Origin of the sequence: Parvimonas sp. D2, assembly GCF_035282635.1 — a bacterium.
Taxonomy (GTDB): domain Bacteria; phylum Bacillota; class Clostridia; order Tissierellales; family Peptoniphilaceae; genus Parvimonas.
Window position 1 is genome coordinate 128424 of sequence record NZ_JAYKBO010000002.1, and the last position, 20248, is coordinate 148671.

A 20248-nucleotide genomic window follows, 5' to 3' on the forward strand; every position below is an offset into this window, starting at 1 on the left:
TTTTTGAAATGAAAGAAGGTGATAGAATGGGGATATATTGGGCTGTTCGAGATGGCTTTAAAAAGGCAAAAACTAGATTTTTATTTGGATTAATTTTTGATATTCTTAGTAGTTTTATTTTGATATATATAATTACTCTTTCTGGAACTATTGTAGATTTGTTTAAAAGTCCAAATTTTGAAGCTGTTAAAGTTTATAAATATGTGGGTTTAATGGTTTTTTTAGGAGTAGTAAACTTCTTTGGCTTTATGACTTTTTCATATTTAGCCTATGGATCAGGTGCAAAGCTAAAAATGTATTACAAAGATATAATCTTTAGAAAAATCTTAAAAAAGTCTCCTGACTTTTTTCAAAAAAATACTGCAGGTGATGTAATCGGACTTGCAGATAACGAAACAAAGTATATATACGACTATTTTACTTTTGGAATTCTATTAGCTTGTGATTCTATTGTTATGCCTTTAATATGTGCAAGTTATTTGGTGTTTTTTATTTCTTGGGAGCTTACAGTTGCTGTTATGTTGCCATTTGTTTTTACTGCAATAATCACAAATAAAATTAGTAATAAAGTAGGAAAAGTTAATGAAGAAATGAATTTGACTTTTGGAAAGTCAAGTCAAGAGATTTTGGAAATAATTGAAGGAATAAAACTTATTAAAAGTTATGTAAATGAGGAAGTAAGACAAAAGAATATTTCTAAAATCATTAAATATTATTTTGACTTAGCTTTTATGGAAGTAAATCTTTGGATGTTATCATTTCTTTCAAACTCCTTTATAAGGTCAATTTCTATGGTTATTGGACTATTCTATGGAGCGTTTTTAGTAAGAAATGGTAGTATTACAGTTGGGAAACTTGTAACATTCTTTGGATTAGCTGAGATGTTGGCTTGGTCTTTTTGGGGACTTGGAGATTGTATAAATACTTATAAAAGAGCTTTAGTTTCTATAAATAGAATAAATCTTTTGCTAGATGATAAGACAGAAATAGAAAATGGGGATAAGATTTTAGATGATTTTTCTACTATGGAATTTAAAAACTTTTCTTTTAGTTATCCGGAAGATAAAGAAATTTCACTTAAAGACATTAGCTTTAAGTTAAATAAAGGGGAAACCCTTGGAATAGTTGGAAAAAGTGGAAGCGGAAAGAGTACATTAGTTAAACAGATTTTAAGATTTTATAATTTCGATAAGAATAAAATCTTTATAAATGACATTCCATATGAAGATTATGACATTACATCTGTAAGAAATAAATTTGGATATGTAAGTCAAGAGAATATTTTACTTTCTAAAACAGTCAGAGAAAATATTTTATTTGGAAGTATTGCAGAAAATGATGAAAAAATAATAAATGTTATAAAAAAGGCAGACTTTTACAAAGATATACAAAATTTAGAAAAAGGACTAGATACAGTTGTTGGAGAACGTGGTCTTGGACTTTCAGGAGGACAAAAGCAAAGAATTTCTCTTGCTAGAGCTTTGTATAGAGATCCTGAAATACTGATTTTAGATGATTCTTTTTCCGCCATTGATGCGAATACTGAAAGTAAAATTGTAAATTCTCTTAAAGAAAATAGGAGAGATAGGACTAATATAATTATTTCTCATAGAATTTCTGCAGTTGAACATTCTGATTTAATTTTAGTTATGGACAATGGAGAAATAATCGACAGAGGTACTCATGAAGAACTTATTTCAAGAGATTCTTGGTATAAGGAGCAGTTTGAGTATCAAAGTTTAGATAAGGAGGAAGATGATGAAAAATAGTAAATTAAAATTTTTAACTTCCTACCTTTTAGAAGAAAAATTTCTATTCTTTACAGGATCAATCTTTACTATATTTAGAGTTTTTCTCGATGTGTATTTACCAACTGTAATTTCATCAATTATAGATGCAGATTTAATGCATATGGAAAATTTTTACTCTTTTGTCGTTCAAAAAGCACTATTATATCTAGGACTTAATATATTAATTTTAGTGTTTTTATTTATTGTAAGAATTTCTTTTAACAAATTATCTTGCAATATCGCTTATAAGATACAATCTAGTTTAATAAGACATATGCAAAATTTCAAAATGCAATATTTTGATAGCTCTTATGCGGGAGATTTAGTTTCAAGATTTACAACAGATACTAATACAATTAAAGAATTATATCAAACACTTTTAAATGATTTGTTAGCTTTCGTACTAAATTTAGGAATGATGTTAACAGTTATGTTTTATATCAGTCCTTATTTATTATTAATAGTTTTGCTTTACTTACCTTTGATGTATATTGTAACTAAATATTATGGGGAAAAACTTACAGCAGTTACTAAAACAATAAGAAAGCATGAGGGGATAACAAGCTCAATTTATAATGAAACAATTAAATCATTACCTGTAATTCAAGTATATGGAAATGAAGATTTGATGATTGAGTCTTTTGAAAAAGAAAATAAAGAAGTTGAAAAGAATTATATTAAGAGGACTATTTTAAATGCTTTATTCTCATGGAATTTAATTGATTTTACTATGATTTTTACAAATGCCATGATAATCTTAGTCTTTACAATTCTAAAAATTAATGGATTGGGATTAAGTGTTGGTATCTTATATGTTTTAATTGAGTATAATAAAAGAATTTTAAGACTTTTTATGAACTTTTTATCACAAATAAATAGATATAAGACAGCACTCGTTTCTTGCGATAGAATAATTAAAATTTTTGAAATAGAAGAAGAAAAAACAACAGATAGAGCAATTGAACTTGAAGGAAATATCGAATTTAAAAATGTCGGCTTTGAATACAAAGAAAATGTTCCGGTTTTAAAAGATGTTAATTTTAAACTTGACAAAGGGAAATCCATCGCTTTTGTAGGAGCTACTGGAAGCGGAAAGTCAACTATAATGAATTTGATTTTAGGATTTTACGATAATCAAAAAGGAGAAATTTTACTTGACGGACAAAACATAAAAAATTTAAGCAAAGCTTCTTATAGAAAACAAATGGCAGTGGTTCTTCAAGACCCATATATTTTCACAGGAAGTATAAGAGATAATATAACACTTAAAGATGAAAGTATAATAGAAAGTGAAGTTTTAGATGCAATAGTAAAAGTTGGTGGTAAAAATCTTTTACAAAAAAGAAATAACAATTTAGATTATGAGTTGGCAATAAGCGGATCAGACTTATCTCTTGGAGAAAAACAAATCATTTGCTTTGCTAGAGCCATAGTAAGAAACCCAAAAGTTTTAATCTTGGATGAGGCAACTGCAAACATCGATACAGAAACAGAAAAAATAATTAATTATGGAATTGAAGTTCTAAAACAAGGTAGAAGTACGATGATTATTGCACATAGATTGTCCACTGTAAAAAATTGTGATACAATAGTTATGATAGAAAATGGAAAAGTTTTAGAAACAGGTACACATGATGAGCTTATCGCTCTAAATGGTAAATATAAAACTTGGTACGAAATTCAATCTGCAAAAGGGGACAATAATGAAGCAAGAGTATTATGATTTATATGATATAGTTATTAAAGATATAAATGCGGAAGGATATTTTGTTTATTCAAAAAAAGCAAAAAAACTCATCAAAGAAAAAACAAATATGACTGTTGATCAACAAAAAAGAGCATTTCAATTTTTTGAATTTATGGGCTATTTTAATCAGCATGATAAATTTCCAAAGATTTATATAAGAAGTAAAAAATTAAAAGGTGGTTGTTAATTAAAGAGAGCTGTGAAAACAGCTCTTTTTTGTTGGGGAAGATATAGTAAAAAACATAAATGGTATTTTATAAATAGAAAAGACGAAATTTTTTACGTTATAATACTTATCAAAGAAAAATCCAGAACACTTCATTTAGGACAAAATAAGTGAAGTGAATCTAGCCCTAACTTAGATTATTTACTTGTAAATAATCAATAGTAGGTCTGACGCAAAGATTGTCCAAATCTTGATTTGGGTACAATCGACTGCGGAAATCTCATACTTTTGCTTTAGCAAAAGTAAATGTATCGAAGATACATACTAAAATTATTATAGAGTTTCTTTCATAAATACTATTTTTTGTAAACAAGCAATAGTCGAGAAATCTCCTAAAGCCCCTGTTTTTTGCAATAAAAAAAGCAGATTGCTCTGCTTTTTACTAGTCCATATTATATCTTTTCTTGAATTTTTCAATTCTACCACCTTTTTCAACAAATCTTTGACGACCTGTGTAGAATGGATGTGAATCAGAACTGATTTCAATTTTAATTAATGGATAAGTGTTACCATCTTCCATTTCTATTGTTTCATTTGAAGTTTTTGTTGAACCACAGATGAATTTATATCCACTTGTTGTATCCATAAAAACTACTTTATTGTATTCTGGATGTATTCCTTTTTTCATTGTATTCACCTCGCTTAAATATTATAAATTAATCACTTCGCATATTATATCATATCGTAAAATATAAATCAAGTATTTTTAATATATAAATTAAAAATATTTTGAAATATACAATATCATACAAGAAATATTTTGTAAAACTACTTTAATGAATTTGCGTTTTTGTTTTAAAAATGTTATTCTTATTGTAGTATGATTTTAGGAGATAATTATGAGTAGAGCAGATGATATATTTATTTCAATGTGTAAAGATATACTTGAAAATGGAGTAGATACAAAGGGAGAAAAAGTTCGTCCTGTTTGGGAAGATGGAACAAAGGCATATACGATAAAAAAATTCGGAGTTGTAAATAGATACAATTTAGCCGAAGAATTTCCTGCATTGACACTTAGAAAAACAGCCATAAAATTATGTACTGACGAAATGCTTTGGATATGGCAAAAGAAGTCCAATAATATTAAGGATTTAAAGAGTCATGTTTGGGATGAATGGGCTGATGAAAATGGAAGTATCGGAAAGGCTTACGGTTATCAGCTTGGAGTTAAACATAAATATAAGGAAGGAATGTTTGATCAGGTTGACAGAGTTATTTATGACTTGAAAAACAATCCTTATAGTAGAAGAATAATTACAAATATTTACGTTCATGAAGACTTATCAGAAATGAATTTATATCCTTGTGCATATAGTATGACTTTTAATGTTACAGGTAATAAGCTAAATGCTATTTTAAATCAAAGGAGTCAAGATATTTTAGCAGCGAATAATTGGAATGTTTGTCAATATGCAATTTTGATTCATATGCTTGCTAGAGAATGTAATTTGGAAGTTGGAGAGCTTGTTCATGTAATAGCTGATGCTCATATCTATGATAGACATGTTCCGATTATAAAAGAACTTATTACTAGGGAAAAATTTCCTGCGCCAAAGGTTACTTTAAATCCAGATGTTAAAAACTTTTACGATTTTACATCAGATGATGTTATAATAGAAAATTATAAATGTGGAGAACAAATAAAAGATATTCCAATTGCAATTTAGGAGAAAATTATGAAAAGAAAAATTAATGTTTTTGATTATGCAAAAGAAATAATGTTAGCAGTTGAAAAAGGTGTCTTGCTTACTACAGAGTCAAAAGAAAAGATAAATACAATGTCAATTTCTTGGGGAACTTTGGGGATAGAGTGGAATAGACCGATTTTTACAGCATTTGTTAGAGAAAGTCGTTATACAAAAAAACTACTTGATGAAAGTGGAGAATTTACTGTAAATATTTTTTTAAATAATTTTGATAAAAATATAATTGGAGTTTGTGGTACAAAGTCAGGAAGAGATACCGATAAAATTAAAGATTTGAATTTAACTTTAGTTGAATCTGAAATTGTAGATGTTCCAGCTATTAAAGAATTGCCTTTAACTTTGGAATGTAAGGTTATTTATAAACAAAAACAGGATGAAAATGCAATACCAAAAGAAATAAAGGAAAAAAATTATCCTGAAAATGTGTCAGGAGAATTTTATGGAGCAAATAGGGATTATCATACAGCTTATTATGGAGAAATTGTAAGTGCATATATAATAGAATAAAATTAAATTTTTGTGTCAATTTTTTAAAATTGACACTTTTTTAATTGTGAAATTATAAAAATATATTGACAAAATTAATTAAATTATATAACATATAGAGAGTTTATAGATTATACGGAGATGTTTTTATGGAATATAGAATATTAAAAAGCGAAGAAATGGGAAAGGCATTCGCTTTGCGAGAGGAAGTTTTCGTAGATGAACAAAAAGTTCCACTTGAATATGAAGTTGATGACAGAGATAGTTTAGAAGATACAATTCATGTTGGAGTTTTTGAAGGAGATGAGCTTCTTGCAACTGCAAGGATTATGAATATAAATAAAGACATTGTCTATTTTGGAAGAGCTTGCGTAAAGAAATCTTGCAGAGGAAAGGGAGTAGGAAAGTTTTTATTTATAAGTATGGAAGAAACTGTAAAAAAATTTAAAAAAGAAAATGAAAAGAAGACAATTAGATTTTCAGCGCAATATCATGCAATGACCTTTTATGAAATGTTAGGTTATACTAAAGATAATGATAATATTTTTGTTGAAGTTGGAATAGAACATATTTCAATGAGTAAGATTGTGTAAGGAGTTAGTTTTGCATAAAAATTTAGTTATAGTAGAATCTCCAACAAAGGCTAAAACAGTTAGCAAAATGCTTGGAAGTAATTATAAAGTTGTAGCAAGTGTTGGACATATAAGAGATTTACCTAAAAGTAAAATGGGGATAGATATAGAAAATAATTTTGAACCTGAATATATAAATGTAAGGGGAAAAGCTTCTAAGATTAAAGAATTAAAAGAGCTTTACAAAAATTCAGAAAATATATATCTTGCAACCGACCCCGACAGAGAGGGGGAAGCAATTTCTTGGCATATTGCCTACCTTTTAGGTCTTGATATTAATGATAATAACAGAATAGAATTTCATGAAATTACTAAAAAGAGTATCAAAGAATCTATAAAAAATTCAAGAAAAATAGATATGAATTTAGTAAATTCACAACAAGCCAGAAGAGTTTTAGACAGACTTGTAGGTTATAAACTATCTCCAATTCTTTGGAAAAAAATAAAGAGTGGACTTTCTGCTGGACGTGTTCAATCTGCGACTTTAAAAATTATCTGTGAACGTCAAGAAGAAATAGACAATTTTGTTCCTGAAGAATTTTGGAAGATCGAAGGGATACATAATGTCCAAAATATAGAGTTTAAATCACTATATTATGGAGAATATGAAAATAAAAAAATAGTAAAAAAAGAAATAAAAAATGAAAAAGAGGCTTTAAAAGTTGTAGAAAAAACAGATAAAGATAATTTTATCGTAGAAGATGTAAAAAAGGTAAAAAAAGAGAGAAAACCACAACCACCTTTTACTACAAGTACATTACAACAAGAAGCGGGAAGAAAATTAGGTTTTTCAAGCTCAATGACCATGAGTATTGCTCAACAACTTTATGAAGGGATTAATGTTGGTAAAGAAGGCTCTGTCGGTTTAATTTCATATATGAGAACTGACTCAACTAGAATTTCATCAGAAATAGTTGCAGAGGCAATTGAGTATATTACCGAAAATTATGGGAAAAATTATGCAAGTAAAGGTAATGAGTACAATTTAAAGAAAAAGAATTCACAAGATGCTCATGAGGGTGTTAGACCTAGTAGTATTTTTAGAAGTCCTGAAAAAATAAAAAGCTATTTAACTGCAAATCAATATAAATTATATAAATTGATTTGGGAAAGAACAGTTGCTTCTCAAATGAAAGCTGAAAGTTATGAAAGCACACAAATAGTTTTAAATTCAAATAATTGTATCTATAAATTAAATGGAAGATACACTTTATTTGACGGATTTTCAAAAATATATACTTCAAGCGATATTAAAGATGAACCATTACCTAAATTAGAAGCTAAAGATGTAATAAAAGCTGAAAAAATAGAAAAGAGTCAACATTTTACAAAACCTGTTGCCAATTTTACAGAAGCTACTTTAGTTAAAAAACTTGAAGAAAACGGAATTGGAAGACCAAGTACCTATGCAAGTATTATAAACAGTTTGACAAGCAGATTTTATATTCTAATTGAGAATAAAAAAATCATTCCAACAGATTTAGGAAAAAATGTAAATAAGTTTTTAGTTTCTAACTTTGAAACAATTATAAATGAAAAATTCACTATGGAAATGGAAGAAAAACTTGATGAAATAGCTGAAAATAAAAAGGATTGGAAAAAAGTTATTTCAGATTTCTATGCCGTTTTTGAAACATTTTTGAAAAAGTCTGAAGGAGATTCTGAAGATTATAAAATAAAAGATGAAGTCCTTGACGAAAAATGTCCACAATGTGGTAAAAATTTAGTTATTAAAAAGACAAAATTTGGTAAATTTATTGGTTGTAGTGGCTTCCCTGATTGTAATTATATAAAAAAGGAAGTTAAAGATACTGGGGTAAAATGTCCTAAATGTGGTGGAAGAATAATAGAAAAAATATCCAAAAAGAGAAAAGTTTTTTACGGTTGTGAAAATTATCCTGAATGTAATTATGCAATTTGGGACAAGCCTATAGCTGATAAAAAATGCGATAAATGTGGGAAATTCTTAGTGGAAGTTAAAAACAGATTTAAACATGCACTAAAATGTTCCGACGAAAATTGTGATTTTGAGATTGATTTAAAGAAAAAGAAAAATGAAAAATAAAAGATTAGAACTTAACAAATTCGCTTTTCCACTTATGGTAAATTTTATTTTAAGTTATATTTTGGAGTTATCCGATATTGCTATCGTTGCAAGAGTTTCAACACCTGCATTTAATGCGGTAAATTTGATTTCTTCAACATTATATACAATAAGTGGAGTTTTAGGGGCGACTGCAATAATTATAAATACAAAACTTGGAGAAAAACTGGGACAGGGAGATGAAAAAGGTCTAAATTATGAATTCTTTTCATCTCTTGCTATCAATATTTTTATGGGAATTTTATTCTTATTATTGATGTTGCTCGGAAAGACATATTTTTTAAAAATATTCTATAATTTGTCTGGAGAAACTTTGGAACAGGGGATTTTGTTCTCATATCCTATGAGTTTTTGTGTCTTATTACAACTATGTTTATTTACATTTGGGGCATATTTTAGAATTTCAAATATGACAAAGTGGATTTTAATAGGATCTACTGTTTCTTCAGTTTTAAATTTGGGTTTAGATTATTTGTTCGTTCTTGGAAAGTTTGGTTTCCCAAAATTTGGAATTACTATGGTCGGATTTAGTACTGTTTTTTCAATGTTTGTAAATCTTTTAATTTATATTTTTGTATTGAAAAATAAATTAAATTTAAAATTTGAATTACTAAAAAGCTATTTTATAAATGGAATTAATCATTTTAAATTAGCTTTTCCTATTATGATACAGGAAATTTTTGACGGAACTATTTTTGTTATTATTTTCAATATGATTGTTATTAGAATAGGAAATAACGAATTTGCTGGATATTCAATAATTACAAATTTGATTATGTTTTTATTTACTTTTAAACATATCTATGGTTCTGCGACTTTGAGTTTAATAAGCATAAGTTCTGGAGAGAAAAACATTAGAAATTTGATAGATTATCCTAAAATTTCTGTTAAGATTACAACTGTATTATTTATCTTTGGAAGTGCATTATTCGTTATTTTTAGAGAATATTTACCTAAACTTATTACAGATGACGTTTCTGTACAAAATATTGCTACAAAATTTTTGATTTTTTTCTTAATTGCAAATATTTGTAGTTCATATTCATACATATATAAATGTGCTTTACAGGGTTTGAATAAAAATATGTTTTTATTAAAAACAACAGCAGGGGTAAATATCATAAGTCTTATTTTAATGTTGATATTAACACAAGTTTTTGATTTATCTCTATTTGGAGTAGCATTTTCACAATTTGTGAATGAATTTATCTTGAGTGTAATATTTTTGAAATATTATAGATATATTGTAAATGATAAATTTTATAATTTGACAAAAGATTAAATAATGTATATAATTTATTTGGTTAAAATATTTAGATTTTTTTATAAAAAACTTTTGGAGGCTGGTTATGAAAATATTAGTTGTTATTGATGTTCAAAATGATTTTGTTGATGGTAAGTTGGGAACTCAAGAGGCTATAAATATGATTCCTAAATTAAAGGAAAAAATTAAAAACTTTGACGGAGAAATTATTTATACAATGGATACGCATGATGATAATTACTTAAATACTCAAGAGGGAAGAAAACTTCCTTTGAAACATTGTATAAAGGGGACTGATGGTTGGGAAATTAGAGAAGGTATTTATAAAGAAAACTGTAAAATTTTTGAAAAACCTGGTTTTGGATCCAGCGACTTGGTTGAGTATTTAAAAAGCATAAACGAAAAAGAGAAAATTGAAAGCATAGAATTTGTTGGAATTTGCACAGATATTTGTGTGATTGTAAATACTTTAATGATTAAGGGCTTTTTACCTGAAGTTGAATTAATTGTAGATAGTAAATGTTGTGCGGGAGTTACTCCACAAAGTCATAACACAGCATTAGAAGCCATGAAGATGTGTCAAGTTGATATTTTGTAAAAAATAAATTATTTACTTAAGCAAAAAAACGCAAAAACACGATATGCAATAATATACTATTGTAATCGTGTTTTTTCTTGAAAATAGAGGTTGTATATGGTATAATAGACAATAATTAAAATAGAGCTTATCTATTTTGATTTTGATACATTTACTATATGGAGGTGAGATAATGGACTGTATATTTTGCAAAATTGTTAATGGAGAAATTCCGTCTAATAAAATTTATGAAGATGATGATATAGTTGCATTTAACGATTTATCACCTCAAGCTCCGATTCATTTTTTAGTAATCCCTAAAAAACATATAGAATCTTGTAATTTTGTAGATAAGGAAAATGTAGAAGTAGTTGAGAAAATATTTCTAAAAATTTCTGAACTTGCTAAAGAAATGGGATTTGATAAATCAGGTTATAGAATAGTTAATAATTGTAATGATGATGGTGGACAAACCGTTAAACACTTACATTTTCACGTTCTTGCAGGACGTAGTTTAAATTGGCCACCAGGTTAAAATTAAATATATTATAAAAATTTATAAATTTTATTAATTATACTAAAAAATATAGTGAATTTACTTGAATTTATATCAATTTTGTTGTATAATATGAATGATTATTTCTCAAGACAGTTTGTCTATATAAGAGAGGGGGGATATCATGGCAGAGATCAGAGTTGGCGAAAACGAATCTTTAGATAATGCGTTGAAAAGATTTAAAAGACAATGTGCACGTGCTGGAGTGCTTTCAGAATATAGAAAAAGAGAACATTACGAAAAGCCAAGTGTAAAGAGAAAGAAAAAATCAGAGGCAGCAAGAAGAAAAAAGAAAAAATTCTAAGCTGTTTAAAATTTAATTTTTTGAATTAAACTAAAGTCCTTTATTTAAAGGACTTTTTTTATTGCGAAGCAACAAGGTTCTCAGGCACCCACCCGATGCAAAGCATTGAGGAAGGGTGAGGTTCTTATACGTTTTTTAAATTTTATAGAAAATACAAAAGTGCACGTCATAATACTTAGTAAGGAAAAGCCCCTAACACGTCATCTCGACCGTAGTGAATCTAGCCCTAACTTTGTTTACTTGTAAACAAAAGTAGGTCTGACGGGGTAATTGTATCTTTAGATACAATTTGCTCTGGAAATCTCCTAAAGCTCTTTTACCATGAGACGTATATATTAGATGTATCTTCGATACATTTACTTTTGATTGTAAACAATCAAAAGTATGAGATTTCTCCGCTCCGTTTCACTACGGTCGAAATGACGTATAAGGGGTAACACTTTGTTTAATAGCCAGACGTTAAAGGTAAATAAACAATAATAATTTTAATCTTTATAGAAAATAAAAAAGTTCACGTCATAATACTTTGCAAAGAGAATCTCCCAACACGTCATCTCGACTGGAGCAGAGCGAAACGGAGAGATCTCATACTTTTGCTTTAGCAAAAGTAAATGTATCGAAGATACATAAAAAAATTATTTTATAATTTCTTTCATAAATGCTGTTGCTTGTTATAAGCAAAAATAAGTTTTAAAGAACTTTTATAAATACTTAATTTTGGAATAATCAACTACATAAATCTAGTTCTACGTAACGGAACTTTATGAGATTTCCATAGTCATTGTATTAGATAATACTACAATGACTATGTCAGACCTACTATTGAATATTTACAAGTAAATAATCAAAGTTAGTGCTAGATTCGCTCCGTTTCACTTTGATCAACTCAGGTCGAGATGACGTATAAGGGAGAAAACTTTATTTAATATTCTGACGTTAAAAGTAAATATCCTAACAACTTATTTTTAATTTATTTTCTTATTTAAAATATTGATTTTTATATAAACACTTGATATAATATAATAAACTGTTGTTTAAGGAGGTACTATGACAAAAAGAGAACAAGAACTTTTGGATATAATAAAAGAAAATCCTTATATTTCTCAAAACGAACTGGCTGATTTACTTAATATCAAGAGATCATCAGTTGCAGTTCATATTTCAAATTTGATTAAAAAGGGATATTTGGTCGGAAGAGCCTATGTGATTAACTCTAATTTATCAAAAGAAGTTTGTGTTATTGGTGGATGTAATATTGATTTTATTGCAAAAAGTTTTGAAAAAATTAATATGAAAGATTCCAACCCTGGAACTTTGGAATATTCTTTTGGAGGAGTTGCAAAAAATATCGCTGAAAATTTACTTAAAATGGGAATAGATAATAAATTTATTTCTGTATTTGGTGATGATGTCTATTCAAGAGAAATCAAAGATTATCTTAAAAAAATCGGATTAGATTTTTCAAACAGTAAATTTTTAACAAATAGAGGTATGTCAAATTATATTTCTATTTTGGATGAAAACAATGATTTATTTACTGCCATTTCTTCAATGGAAGTTTTGGATGAAATCAATATTGAATTTATCTCTAAACTTATTGATTTAATTAAGAGTTATAAATATATAGTTATGGATACAAATTTAAGAGAAGATGTCCTTGAATATATCTGTAAAAATTGCCCTAATTCAAAGATAATTGTAGATTGTGTTTCAAGAAAAAAAGCTTTAAAAATAAAGAAGTTATTGAAATATATTTACCTTATAAAGCCGAATATTTATGAAGCAGAAGAATTGACTGATATTCCTTATGAAAATGAAAGTGATTTAGAAAAGATTGTGAATGTATTTTTAAAAAAAGGGGTTAAAAAAGTTTTTATTTCGATGGGCGAAAAGGGAATTTTATATGCTGACAAAAATGAGAACGGAATTGTAAGGATAAATGAAAAACCAAAGATTGAAAATACTTCTGGTTGTGGAGATGCAGCTATGAGTGGAATAATCTTTGGAGTTGTTAATGAAAAAGATATTTTAGAATGTGCAAAACTTGGAAATATAGCAGGATTTATAACTGCACAATCTGTGGATACAGTAAGTGAAAATATAAGCGAAAAAAATCTATTAAATTTTGGAGGAAGTTATGAAATTAGAAAAATATTTAACAGTTAGTGAAGAAGTAAAAAATGCAATTAAAGAAAATAAACCTGTTGTAGCTTTGGAATCAACAATAATATCACATGGTATGCCTTATCCTAAAAATGTTGAAACAGCACTTGAAGTTGAAAAAGTTGTTAGAGAAAATGGAGCAATTCCTGCTACAATAGCTATTATAAATGGAGAAATTAAAGTTGGGCTAACAAAAGAAGAAATTGAAGTAATCGGAAAAGCAGGACTTAGTGTAACAAAAACTTCAAGAAGAGATTTAGCTTATGTTGTTGCTAATAAATTAAATGGAGCAACAACTGTTGCCGCAACAATGATTTGTGCAGAAATGGCAGGAATTAAAGTTTTTGCAACTGGTGGAATTGGTGGAGTTCATAGAGGAGCAGAAACTACTATGGACATTTCAGCAGACCTTGAAGAACTAGGAAATACAAATGTTGCAGTTATTTGTGCAGGTTGTAAATCAATTTTAGATATGGGACTTACTTTGGAATATTTAGAAACAAAGGGAGTTCCTGTTTATGGATACCAAACTAATATATTACCAGCATTTTACACAAGAGAAAGTGATTTTAAAGTTAGTAAAATAAATTCAGAAGAAGAAATTGCAAAAGTTTTAAAAGCTAAATGGGATTTAAATCTTAATGGTGGAGTTGTAATTGCAAATCCTATTCCAGAAGAATTTTCAATGGATAGGAAAGCAATTGACAAGACAATTTTAGATGCCTTAAAAGAAGCAGATGAAAATGGAATAAAAGGAAAAGATACAACACCATTCTTACTTGATAAAGTTCAAAAACTTACACATGGAAAGAGCTTAGAAGCTAACATCAGATTAGTATTCAATAACGCAAAACTTGCAAGTAAAATAGCAATAGAATATTCAAAATTAGCATAAAAAAGTCGGGGAATCCCGACTTTTTTTATACCTAAATACATTATAAATATTTGCATTTTTTTATGGATAATGATAGTATTTAAGTAGAAAATAAGTAATTTTTTTAGGAGGTTATTATGGCATCAAGTAAAGAATATTTAGAATATATTTTAGAACAGTTATCTGAACTTGAAGATATAAAATATAGGGCGATGATGGGAGAATATATTATCTATTATAAAGAAAAAGTTATAGGTGGAATATATGATGACAGATTTTTAGTAAAAGCCACAAAGAAAGCTATTGACTATGTTTCTGACGTACAATTTCAATTGCCTTATGAAGGAGCAAAGGAAATGCTATTAGTTGACGATATGGAAGATAAAATGTACCTAAAAGGCTTATTTGATACAATGTATGATGAATTACCTTTCCCTAAAGTAAAAAAGAAAAAATAAAAAGTAAAAATTTTGTTATAAATTAAAATGGATAGCATTTCGCTATCCATTTTGTTTTTTATTTCTCTTAGTTAAATTTTATTTACTTTGTTTAATTTTTGCTTGTGCCGCTGCAAGTCTTGCGATTGGCACTCTGAAAGGAGAACATGATACATAATCAATTCCTACAGAATTTAGGAATTCAATTGTATCAGGATCACCACCATGTTCACCACAAATTCCTACATGAAGATGAGGGTTTGTTTCTCTTCCAAGTTTGAAAGACATTTTTACTAATTTACCAACACCTTTTTGATCCAATTTTGCAAATGGATTAAAGTCGAATATTTTTTTGTTTTCATATTCATTTAAGAATTTTCCAGCATCATCTCTTGAAAAACCGAATGTCATTTGTGTTAAGTCATTTGTACCATAACTAAAGAATTCAGCTTCTGTTGCGATTTCATCAGCAAGTAGGGCAGCTCTAGGAATTTCAATCATTGTTCCAATTTTGTACTTAATGTTTTCATTTAATTCTTTTAAAGTCATTTCGATTTCTTCAACGATTTCTCTTTTAACATATTTTAATTCTTCAAGTTCTCCAACTAATGGAATCATTATTTCAGGAGTAATTGAAATATTCAAGTCTTTTTGTGCTTTTATTGCAGCATTTATTATGGCTTTTGCTTGCATTCTATATATTTCAGGATAAGTAACTGCTAGTCTACAACCTCTGTGTCCAAGCATTGGATTTACTTCTTCCAAATCTGTAATTACATCTCTTAGATGAGCTTCGTCGATATTCATTTCCTTTGCTAAGTTTTTAATATCTTCGTCTTCATAAGGTAAGAATTCATGTAGAGGTGGATCAAGCAATCTGATTGTTACTGATTTTTCTTTTAATACAGAGTAAATATCATAGAAATCTTTTTCTTGCATTGGTCTGATTTTTTCTAATGCTTCAACTCTTTGTTCAGTATTTTCTGAAAGAATCATTTGTCTTACAACAGGGATTCTATCTTTGTCAAAGAACATATGTTCAGTTCTACAAAGTCCAATTCCTTCAGCTCCAAATTCAACAGCTTGTTTTGCATCTCTAGGGTTATCTGCATTTGCTCTAACTCCTAAAACTTTAATTTCATTTACCCAATCCATAAAGATTTTAAAGTTTCCAGTTAATTGTGGATTTAATTTTTCAATTGCTCCTTTGTAAATAATTCCTGTTGTTCCATCAAGAGAAATTACATCTCCTTCTTTGATAACTTCGTTTTGAGTTTTTATAACTCTTTCGATTTCATCAACCTTGATTTCACTTGCTCCAGCGATACAACATTTACCCATACCTCTTGCAACTACTGCAGCATGAGAAGTCATACCACCTCTTGCAGTCAAGATACCTTCAGCTTCAACCATTCCTTCGATGTCTTCAGGAGAAGTTTCTTGACGAACTAAGATTACTTTTTCTCCTGCTTTAACTGCATCAACTATATCTTTTGAGTGGAAATAAACTTTACCACTTGCAGCTCCAGGAGAAGCGGCTAGTCCTCTTGCTAATATAGGTGTGTTTTTCACCATTTCAGCATTGAATATAGGGTGAAGAAGTTGGTCTAAACTCTTTGGTTCAACTCTTAAAATAGCTTCTTCTTTAGAAATCAATCCTTCATTAACTAAATCTACTGCTACATTGATTGCAGCATCTGTAGTTCTTTTTCCATTTCTTGTTTGTAATAAGTATAATTTACCTTTTTCAATAGTAAATTCCAAGTCTTGCATATCTTTGTAATGTTTTTCTAAAGTTTTTGCAATTCTTAAGAATTCATCATAAACTTCTGGCATAATTTCTTTTAGCTTTTCAATTGATTCAGGAGTTCTAATACCTGCAACAACGTCTTCGCCTTGTGCATTCATTAAAAATTCTCCGAATAATTTATTTTCTCCAGTACTTGGGTTACGAGAGAAAGCTACACCAGTACCACTTGTGTTACCCATATTACCAAATACCATTGCTTGAACATTTACAGCAGTTCCTAGTGAATCGTCAATACCGTTTAATTTTCTATAAACGATAGCTCTAGGATTCATCCAAGATTTGAAAACTGCTTTAATAGCTATGATTAATTGATCAATTGGATCTTGTGGAAATTCTTTGCCTGTTTCTTGTTTAAAAATTTTCTTAAATTTTTCAACTAAAATTTTTAAATCTTCAGCAGTTAATTCAGTATCCATTTTTACATTTTTTTCTTCCTTGATTCTGTCAAGTTCATTTTCAAAGTAAATTTTTGGAATTTCCATAGCAACGTCACTGAACATTTGGATAAATCTTCTGTAGCTGTCAAATGCAAATCTTTCATTGTTTGTAGAATTTGCAAGACCGATAACTGATTTATCGTTAAGACCTAAGTTAAGAATAGTATCCATCATACCAGGCATTGATATAACGGCACCACTTCTTACAGAAAATAATAGAGGATTTTCTGTACTTGAAAAACTTTTTTGTAGCTTGCTTTCACAGTCTTTAATATGAGTTTTAATTTCTTCAATTAGACTTTCAGAAATTTTTTCATCATTTTTGTAAAAATTATTACAAGCTTCTGTAGTAATAGTAAAACCAAAAGGAACATTTAGTCCAATGTTAGTCATTTCGGCAAGGTTGGCACCTTTACCGCCCAATAAAGCTCTCATATCTTTATTGCCTTCATCAAAATTGTAAACAAATTTGCTCATTTTTTTCCTCCAATTACTTATTAATTTTTAATAGATGTTTTAAGATAATGTCAGCTGTTTCTTCGATAGCTTTTGCTGATACATCTATTACAGGACAGCCTATTTTTTTCATTATTCGGCTAGAATATTCAAGTTCTTCAAGTATTCTATTTGAATTTGAATAAATACTATTATCAGGGAGACCTAAAGATTTCAGTCTTTCCTTTCTTATGCTTTCCAACTTTTCGGGTGTATTAGTTAGACCTATAACTTTTTTAGGCGAAACTTGGAATAATTCTTCAGGTACAGGTGTTTCTGGTACCAGAGGAATATTTGCAACTCTAATATTTTTATTTGCAAGATACATTGACAACGGTGTTTTGGATGTACGAGAAATTCCAATTATTACAAGATCTGCAATCAAAACTCCTCTTGGGTCTTTTCCATCGTCATAACGAACTGCAAATTCAATAGAGTCAATTCTTTTAAAATATTCTTCATTCAGTTTTCTAAGAGCACCCGGATTATTTCCCGGAGCGATGTTACTCACTCTTTGGATTGCTAAAATGGACGCAGAAAGTAAATCTACATTTGTTATAGAATGTAATTCTGAAAACTTTTTAACATAATCCAAAAGTGGAGCGTCAACCAAAGAATAAAATAAAATAGAATTCTCAGTTTCTTTACATTTGTTTAGTATCTCAGAAAGATCCGAAAATTCTCTTATATGAGAAAATCGTTCAAGAGAATACTCAATGTTGTTAAACTGAGCAAGAGCGGCACGTGCAAGTTGCTCCGCTGTTTCTCCCGTAGAGTCGGAAATTAAAAAAATGTTAAGCATTTATCTTCCTCCTTACTAAATATATTATAAACTTTTAACTAAGGAAATACAAGTTTTTTAATGATTTTACTTTTAAAATTAAATATGATAAAATTAGAAGATAATATTGATTAATAATTCTTTTGATATATTAATCCAATTATTTGAAATGATTATAATAACAAGTTTTATGGTATATAATAGATTATTAATTAGATATTTTCGTAAAAATGGAGGTGTATTTTTTGATGGAAGATACCAAAAAAGTAAATTCAGGAAAAAAATTAGCTAAAAAGATATGTATATTTGTCGGAGCGTTAATTTTATCAATTTATTTATTAGGTGTTATAATATTTTCTTTTATTGCTCTGCCTAACACTAAAATAAATGGTAATGATGTAAGTTATGTAATGATTGATGATGTTTTTAATAAAGACTGGACAGATGTTTCTATTAAGTTAAATCGTTCTGATGGAAAGAGTGATTTTTTTAAACCTGAAAAGATAAATTATAAGGAAGAATATTTAGCGGATAAGAAAATTTTACAAAATCAATTCACTTGGCCTATGGCATTTTTCACAAGTCGTGATTTTAAATTGGAAGTAAATATAAGTTATGATAATGATAAGTTTGAAGAATTTTTACAAAATACTTTAATTTTAAAGGGTATGAAACATCCAGAAGATGCTAAGATAGTATATAAAGATGGCAAGTATAGTATTCAAGATGAAGTTATGGGAACTTATACAACAAAAGAAAAATTGAAAGAAGCCATTTTACTTGCTCTCTCTGAGAGAAAAGAAAGTATTGATATGAATACTATTTCTGAACAACCAAAACTTAAAAAAGATGATAAATCTTTACAAGATGCTCTTTCAAAATATGAAAAAATTTCAAAGTTAAAATATGAAATTAATATCGGTTCAAATAAAGAAGTATTAGATGGTGAAATTTTAGCAAATATTTTTACTTTTGTAGATGGAGAATTGAAACCTGATGAACAAAAGGCAAGAGATTATGTAAGAAGACTTGCAATTAAATATGATACTTTTGGAATGGATAGAAAATTCCAAACTACTGGAAAGGGAGAAGTTGTGATTCCTGGAAAAGATGGAATATATGGTTGGCAAATTGATGTTAATAAGACTAAAGATGTTTTAGTTGAAAAACTATTAAAATTTGAATCTGATACAATTGATCCAGTTTTCTTGCACCAAGGATTATATTATGATAAAGAGGATGATATAGGTAAAACTTACATTGAAATTGACCTTACTAGACAACATATGTGGTTTTACAAAGAGGGGAAACTTCTTTTAGATACTGATATAGTTACTGGGGATTTAAGCAAAAACGTTGAAACACCTGTAGGTGTAATGAAAGTTTGGAGTAGAGAAAAAGACAGAAATCTTAAAGGTCTTTCTCCACAAGGATATGATTATGTTGCACATGTTGATTACTGGATGCCAATAAATTGGAAAGGTGTAGGAATTCACGATGCTACATGGAGAAACGGAAAATTCGGAGGAGAAATATATAAGACATCGGGAAGTTATGGTTGTATAAATACTCCGCTAGAAAAAGTAAAACAAATTTACGATAATGTTGAAATAAATACTCCAGTTATAATTTATAAGAGTAATTAGAAATGAATTTAGTTTAGTGATTAAGGCTGATTTTTTCAGTTTTAGTTACTAAACTTTTTTTGTTTATTATAATTTTTAAAAATAAATCGTAAGCTGATTTGCTAGTAACGGTAAGCTATCTAACAAAGGAACTTCCTTATCCGTCATCTTGAGCGTAGCCGAAATATCTCAACTATTGCTTGTTTACAAGCAATAGTATTTCTGAAAGAA

The 20248-nt window shown here is 28.3% G+C and carries 18 protein-coding genes; 15 read left to right on the forward strand and 3 right to left on the reverse strand.

What is annotated here, in order from left to right; all coding sequences use genetic code 11:
* The first annotated feature begins 8 nt into the window (after nucleotides 1-8).
* Genes VJI77_RS03205 through VJI77_RS03215 form a run of 3 tightly spaced genes read left to right on the forward strand, consistent with a single transcriptional unit; the run spans nucleotide 9 to nucleotide 3724 of the window.
* Nucleotides 9-1769: an ABC transporter ATP-binding protein gene (locus tag VJI77_RS03205; RefSeq protein ID WP_323988241.1), complete on the forward strand. Its 1761-nt coding sequence runs from the start codon at nucleotides 9-11 to the stop codon at nucleotides 1767-1769.
* Nucleotides 1759-3513, forward strand: coding sequence for an ABC transporter ATP-binding protein (locus VJI77_RS03210; protein WP_323988242.1), 1755 nt, complete (start codon nucleotides 1759-1761; stop codon nucleotides 3511-3513). Before VJI77_RS03205 ends, VJI77_RS03210 begins: the two co-directional genes overlap by 11 nt.
* On the forward strand, nucleotides 3494-3724 hold the full coding sequence (locus VJI77_RS03215; RefSeq protein WP_323988243.1) for a hypothetical protein: 231 nt from the start codon (nucleotides 3494-3496) through the stop codon (nucleotides 3722-3724). Before VJI77_RS03210 ends, VJI77_RS03215 begins: the two co-directional genes overlap by 20 nt.
* 421 nt (nucleotides 3725-4145) lie before the next feature.
* Here VJI77_RS03215 and VJI77_RS03220 read toward each other — a convergent pair whose 3' ends face one another.
* Entirely contained in the window at nucleotides 4146-4391 is a 246-nt protein-coding gene (locus tag VJI77_RS03220) for a type B 50S ribosomal protein L31 (protein ID WP_004832367.1), read from the reverse strand.
* Between the two features lie 211 nt (nucleotides 4392-4602).
* Here VJI77_RS03220 and thyA point away from each other — a divergent pair, with 211 nt between their 5' ends.
* The 11 genes from thyA (at nucleotide 4603) to VJI77_RS03275 (ending at nucleotide 14890) form a co-directional block, all read left to right on the forward strand.
* Entirely contained in the window at nucleotides 4603-5433 is an 831-nt protein-coding gene (gene thyA, locus VJI77_RS03225) for a thymidylate synthase (RefSeq protein WP_009354911.1), read from the forward strand.
* A 9-nt stretch (nucleotides 5434-5442) separates the two neighbouring features.
* Nucleotides 5443-5979, forward strand: coding sequence for a flavin reductase family protein (locus tag VJI77_RS03230; protein WP_323988245.1), 537 nt, complete (start codon nucleotides 5443-5445; stop codon nucleotides 5977-5979).
* A gap of 128 nt (nucleotides 5980-6107) precedes the next feature.
* Nucleotides 6108-6551, forward strand: coding sequence for a GNAT family N-acetyltransferase (locus tag VJI77_RS03235; protein WP_323988246.1), 444 nt, complete (start codon nucleotides 6108-6110; stop codon nucleotides 6549-6551).
* Between the two features lie 10 nt (nucleotides 6552-6561).
* Nucleotides 6562-8655, forward strand: a complete 2094-nt coding sequence (gene topA, locus VJI77_RS03240) for a type I DNA topoisomerase (RefSeq protein ID WP_323988247.1) — start codon at nucleotides 6562-6564, stop codon at nucleotides 8653-8655.
* Nucleotides 8645-9976, forward strand: coding sequence for an MATE family efflux transporter (locus VJI77_RS03245; RefSeq protein WP_323988248.1), 1332 nt, complete (start codon nucleotides 8645-8647; stop codon nucleotides 9974-9976). The genes topA and VJI77_RS03245 overlap by 11 nt, the downstream gene beginning before the upstream one ends.
* Before the next feature lie 67 nt (nucleotides 9977-10043).
* On the forward strand, nucleotides 10044-10556 hold the full coding sequence (locus tag VJI77_RS03250; protein ID WP_323988249.1) for a cysteine hydrolase family protein: 513 nt from the start codon (nucleotides 10044-10046) through the stop codon (nucleotides 10554-10556).
* A 172-nt stretch (nucleotides 10557-10728) separates the two neighbouring features.
* Nucleotides 10729-11070, forward strand: coding sequence for a histidine triad nucleotide-binding protein (locus VJI77_RS03255; RefSeq protein WP_323988252.1), 342 nt, complete (start codon nucleotides 10729-10731; stop codon nucleotides 11068-11070).
* A gap of 145 nt (nucleotides 11071-11215) precedes the next feature.
* Nucleotides 11216-11395, forward strand: a complete 180-nt coding sequence (gene rpsU, locus VJI77_RS03260; RefSeq protein WP_004832359.1) for a 30S ribosomal protein S21 — start codon at nucleotides 11216-11218, stop codon at nucleotides 11393-11395.
* A 1047-nt stretch (nucleotides 11396-12442) separates the two neighbouring features.
* Entirely contained in the window at nucleotides 12443-13561 is a 1119-nt protein-coding gene (locus VJI77_RS03265; protein WP_323988253.1) for a carbohydrate kinase, read from the forward strand.
* Nucleotides 13533-14453 (forward strand): pseudouridine-5'-phosphate glycosidase, encoded by a 921-nt coding sequence (locus VJI77_RS03270; protein ID WP_323988254.1) that lies wholly within the window; start codon nucleotides 13533-13535, stop codon nucleotides 14451-14453. Before VJI77_RS03265 ends, VJI77_RS03270 begins: the two co-directional genes overlap by 29 nt.
* 116 nt (nucleotides 14454-14569) lie before the next feature.
* Nucleotides 14570-14890, forward strand: coding sequence for a TfoX/Sxy family protein (locus tag VJI77_RS03275; RefSeq protein WP_323988256.1), 321 nt, complete (start codon nucleotides 14570-14572; stop codon nucleotides 14888-14890).
* 78 nt (nucleotides 14891-14968) lie between these two features.
* Here the strand turns inward: VJI77_RS03275 and ppdK are convergent, their stop codons facing one another.
* Entirely contained in the window at nucleotides 14969-17593 is a 2625-nt protein-coding gene (ppdK, locus tag VJI77_RS03280; protein ID WP_323988257.1) for a pyruvate, phosphate dikinase, read from the reverse strand.
* Nucleotides 17594-17606: 13 nt separating this feature from the next.
* On the reverse strand, nucleotides 17607-18413 hold the full coding sequence (locus VJI77_RS03285; RefSeq protein WP_009354535.1) for a pyruvate, water dikinase regulatory protein: 807 nt from the start codon (nucleotides 18411-18413) through the stop codon (nucleotides 17607-17609).
* Nucleotides 18414-18640: 227 nt separating this feature from the next.
* Here VJI77_RS03285 and VJI77_RS03290 point away from each other — a divergent pair, with 227 nt between their 5' ends.
* Nucleotides 18641-20038 carry a L,D-transpeptidase family protein gene (locus VJI77_RS03290; RefSeq protein WP_323988259.1) on the forward strand — a complete coding sequence of 466 codons (1398 nt, stop codon included), beginning with the start codon at nucleotides 18641-18643 and terminating at the stop codon, nucleotides 20036-20038.
* Nucleotides 20039-20248 lie beyond the last annotated feature (210 nt).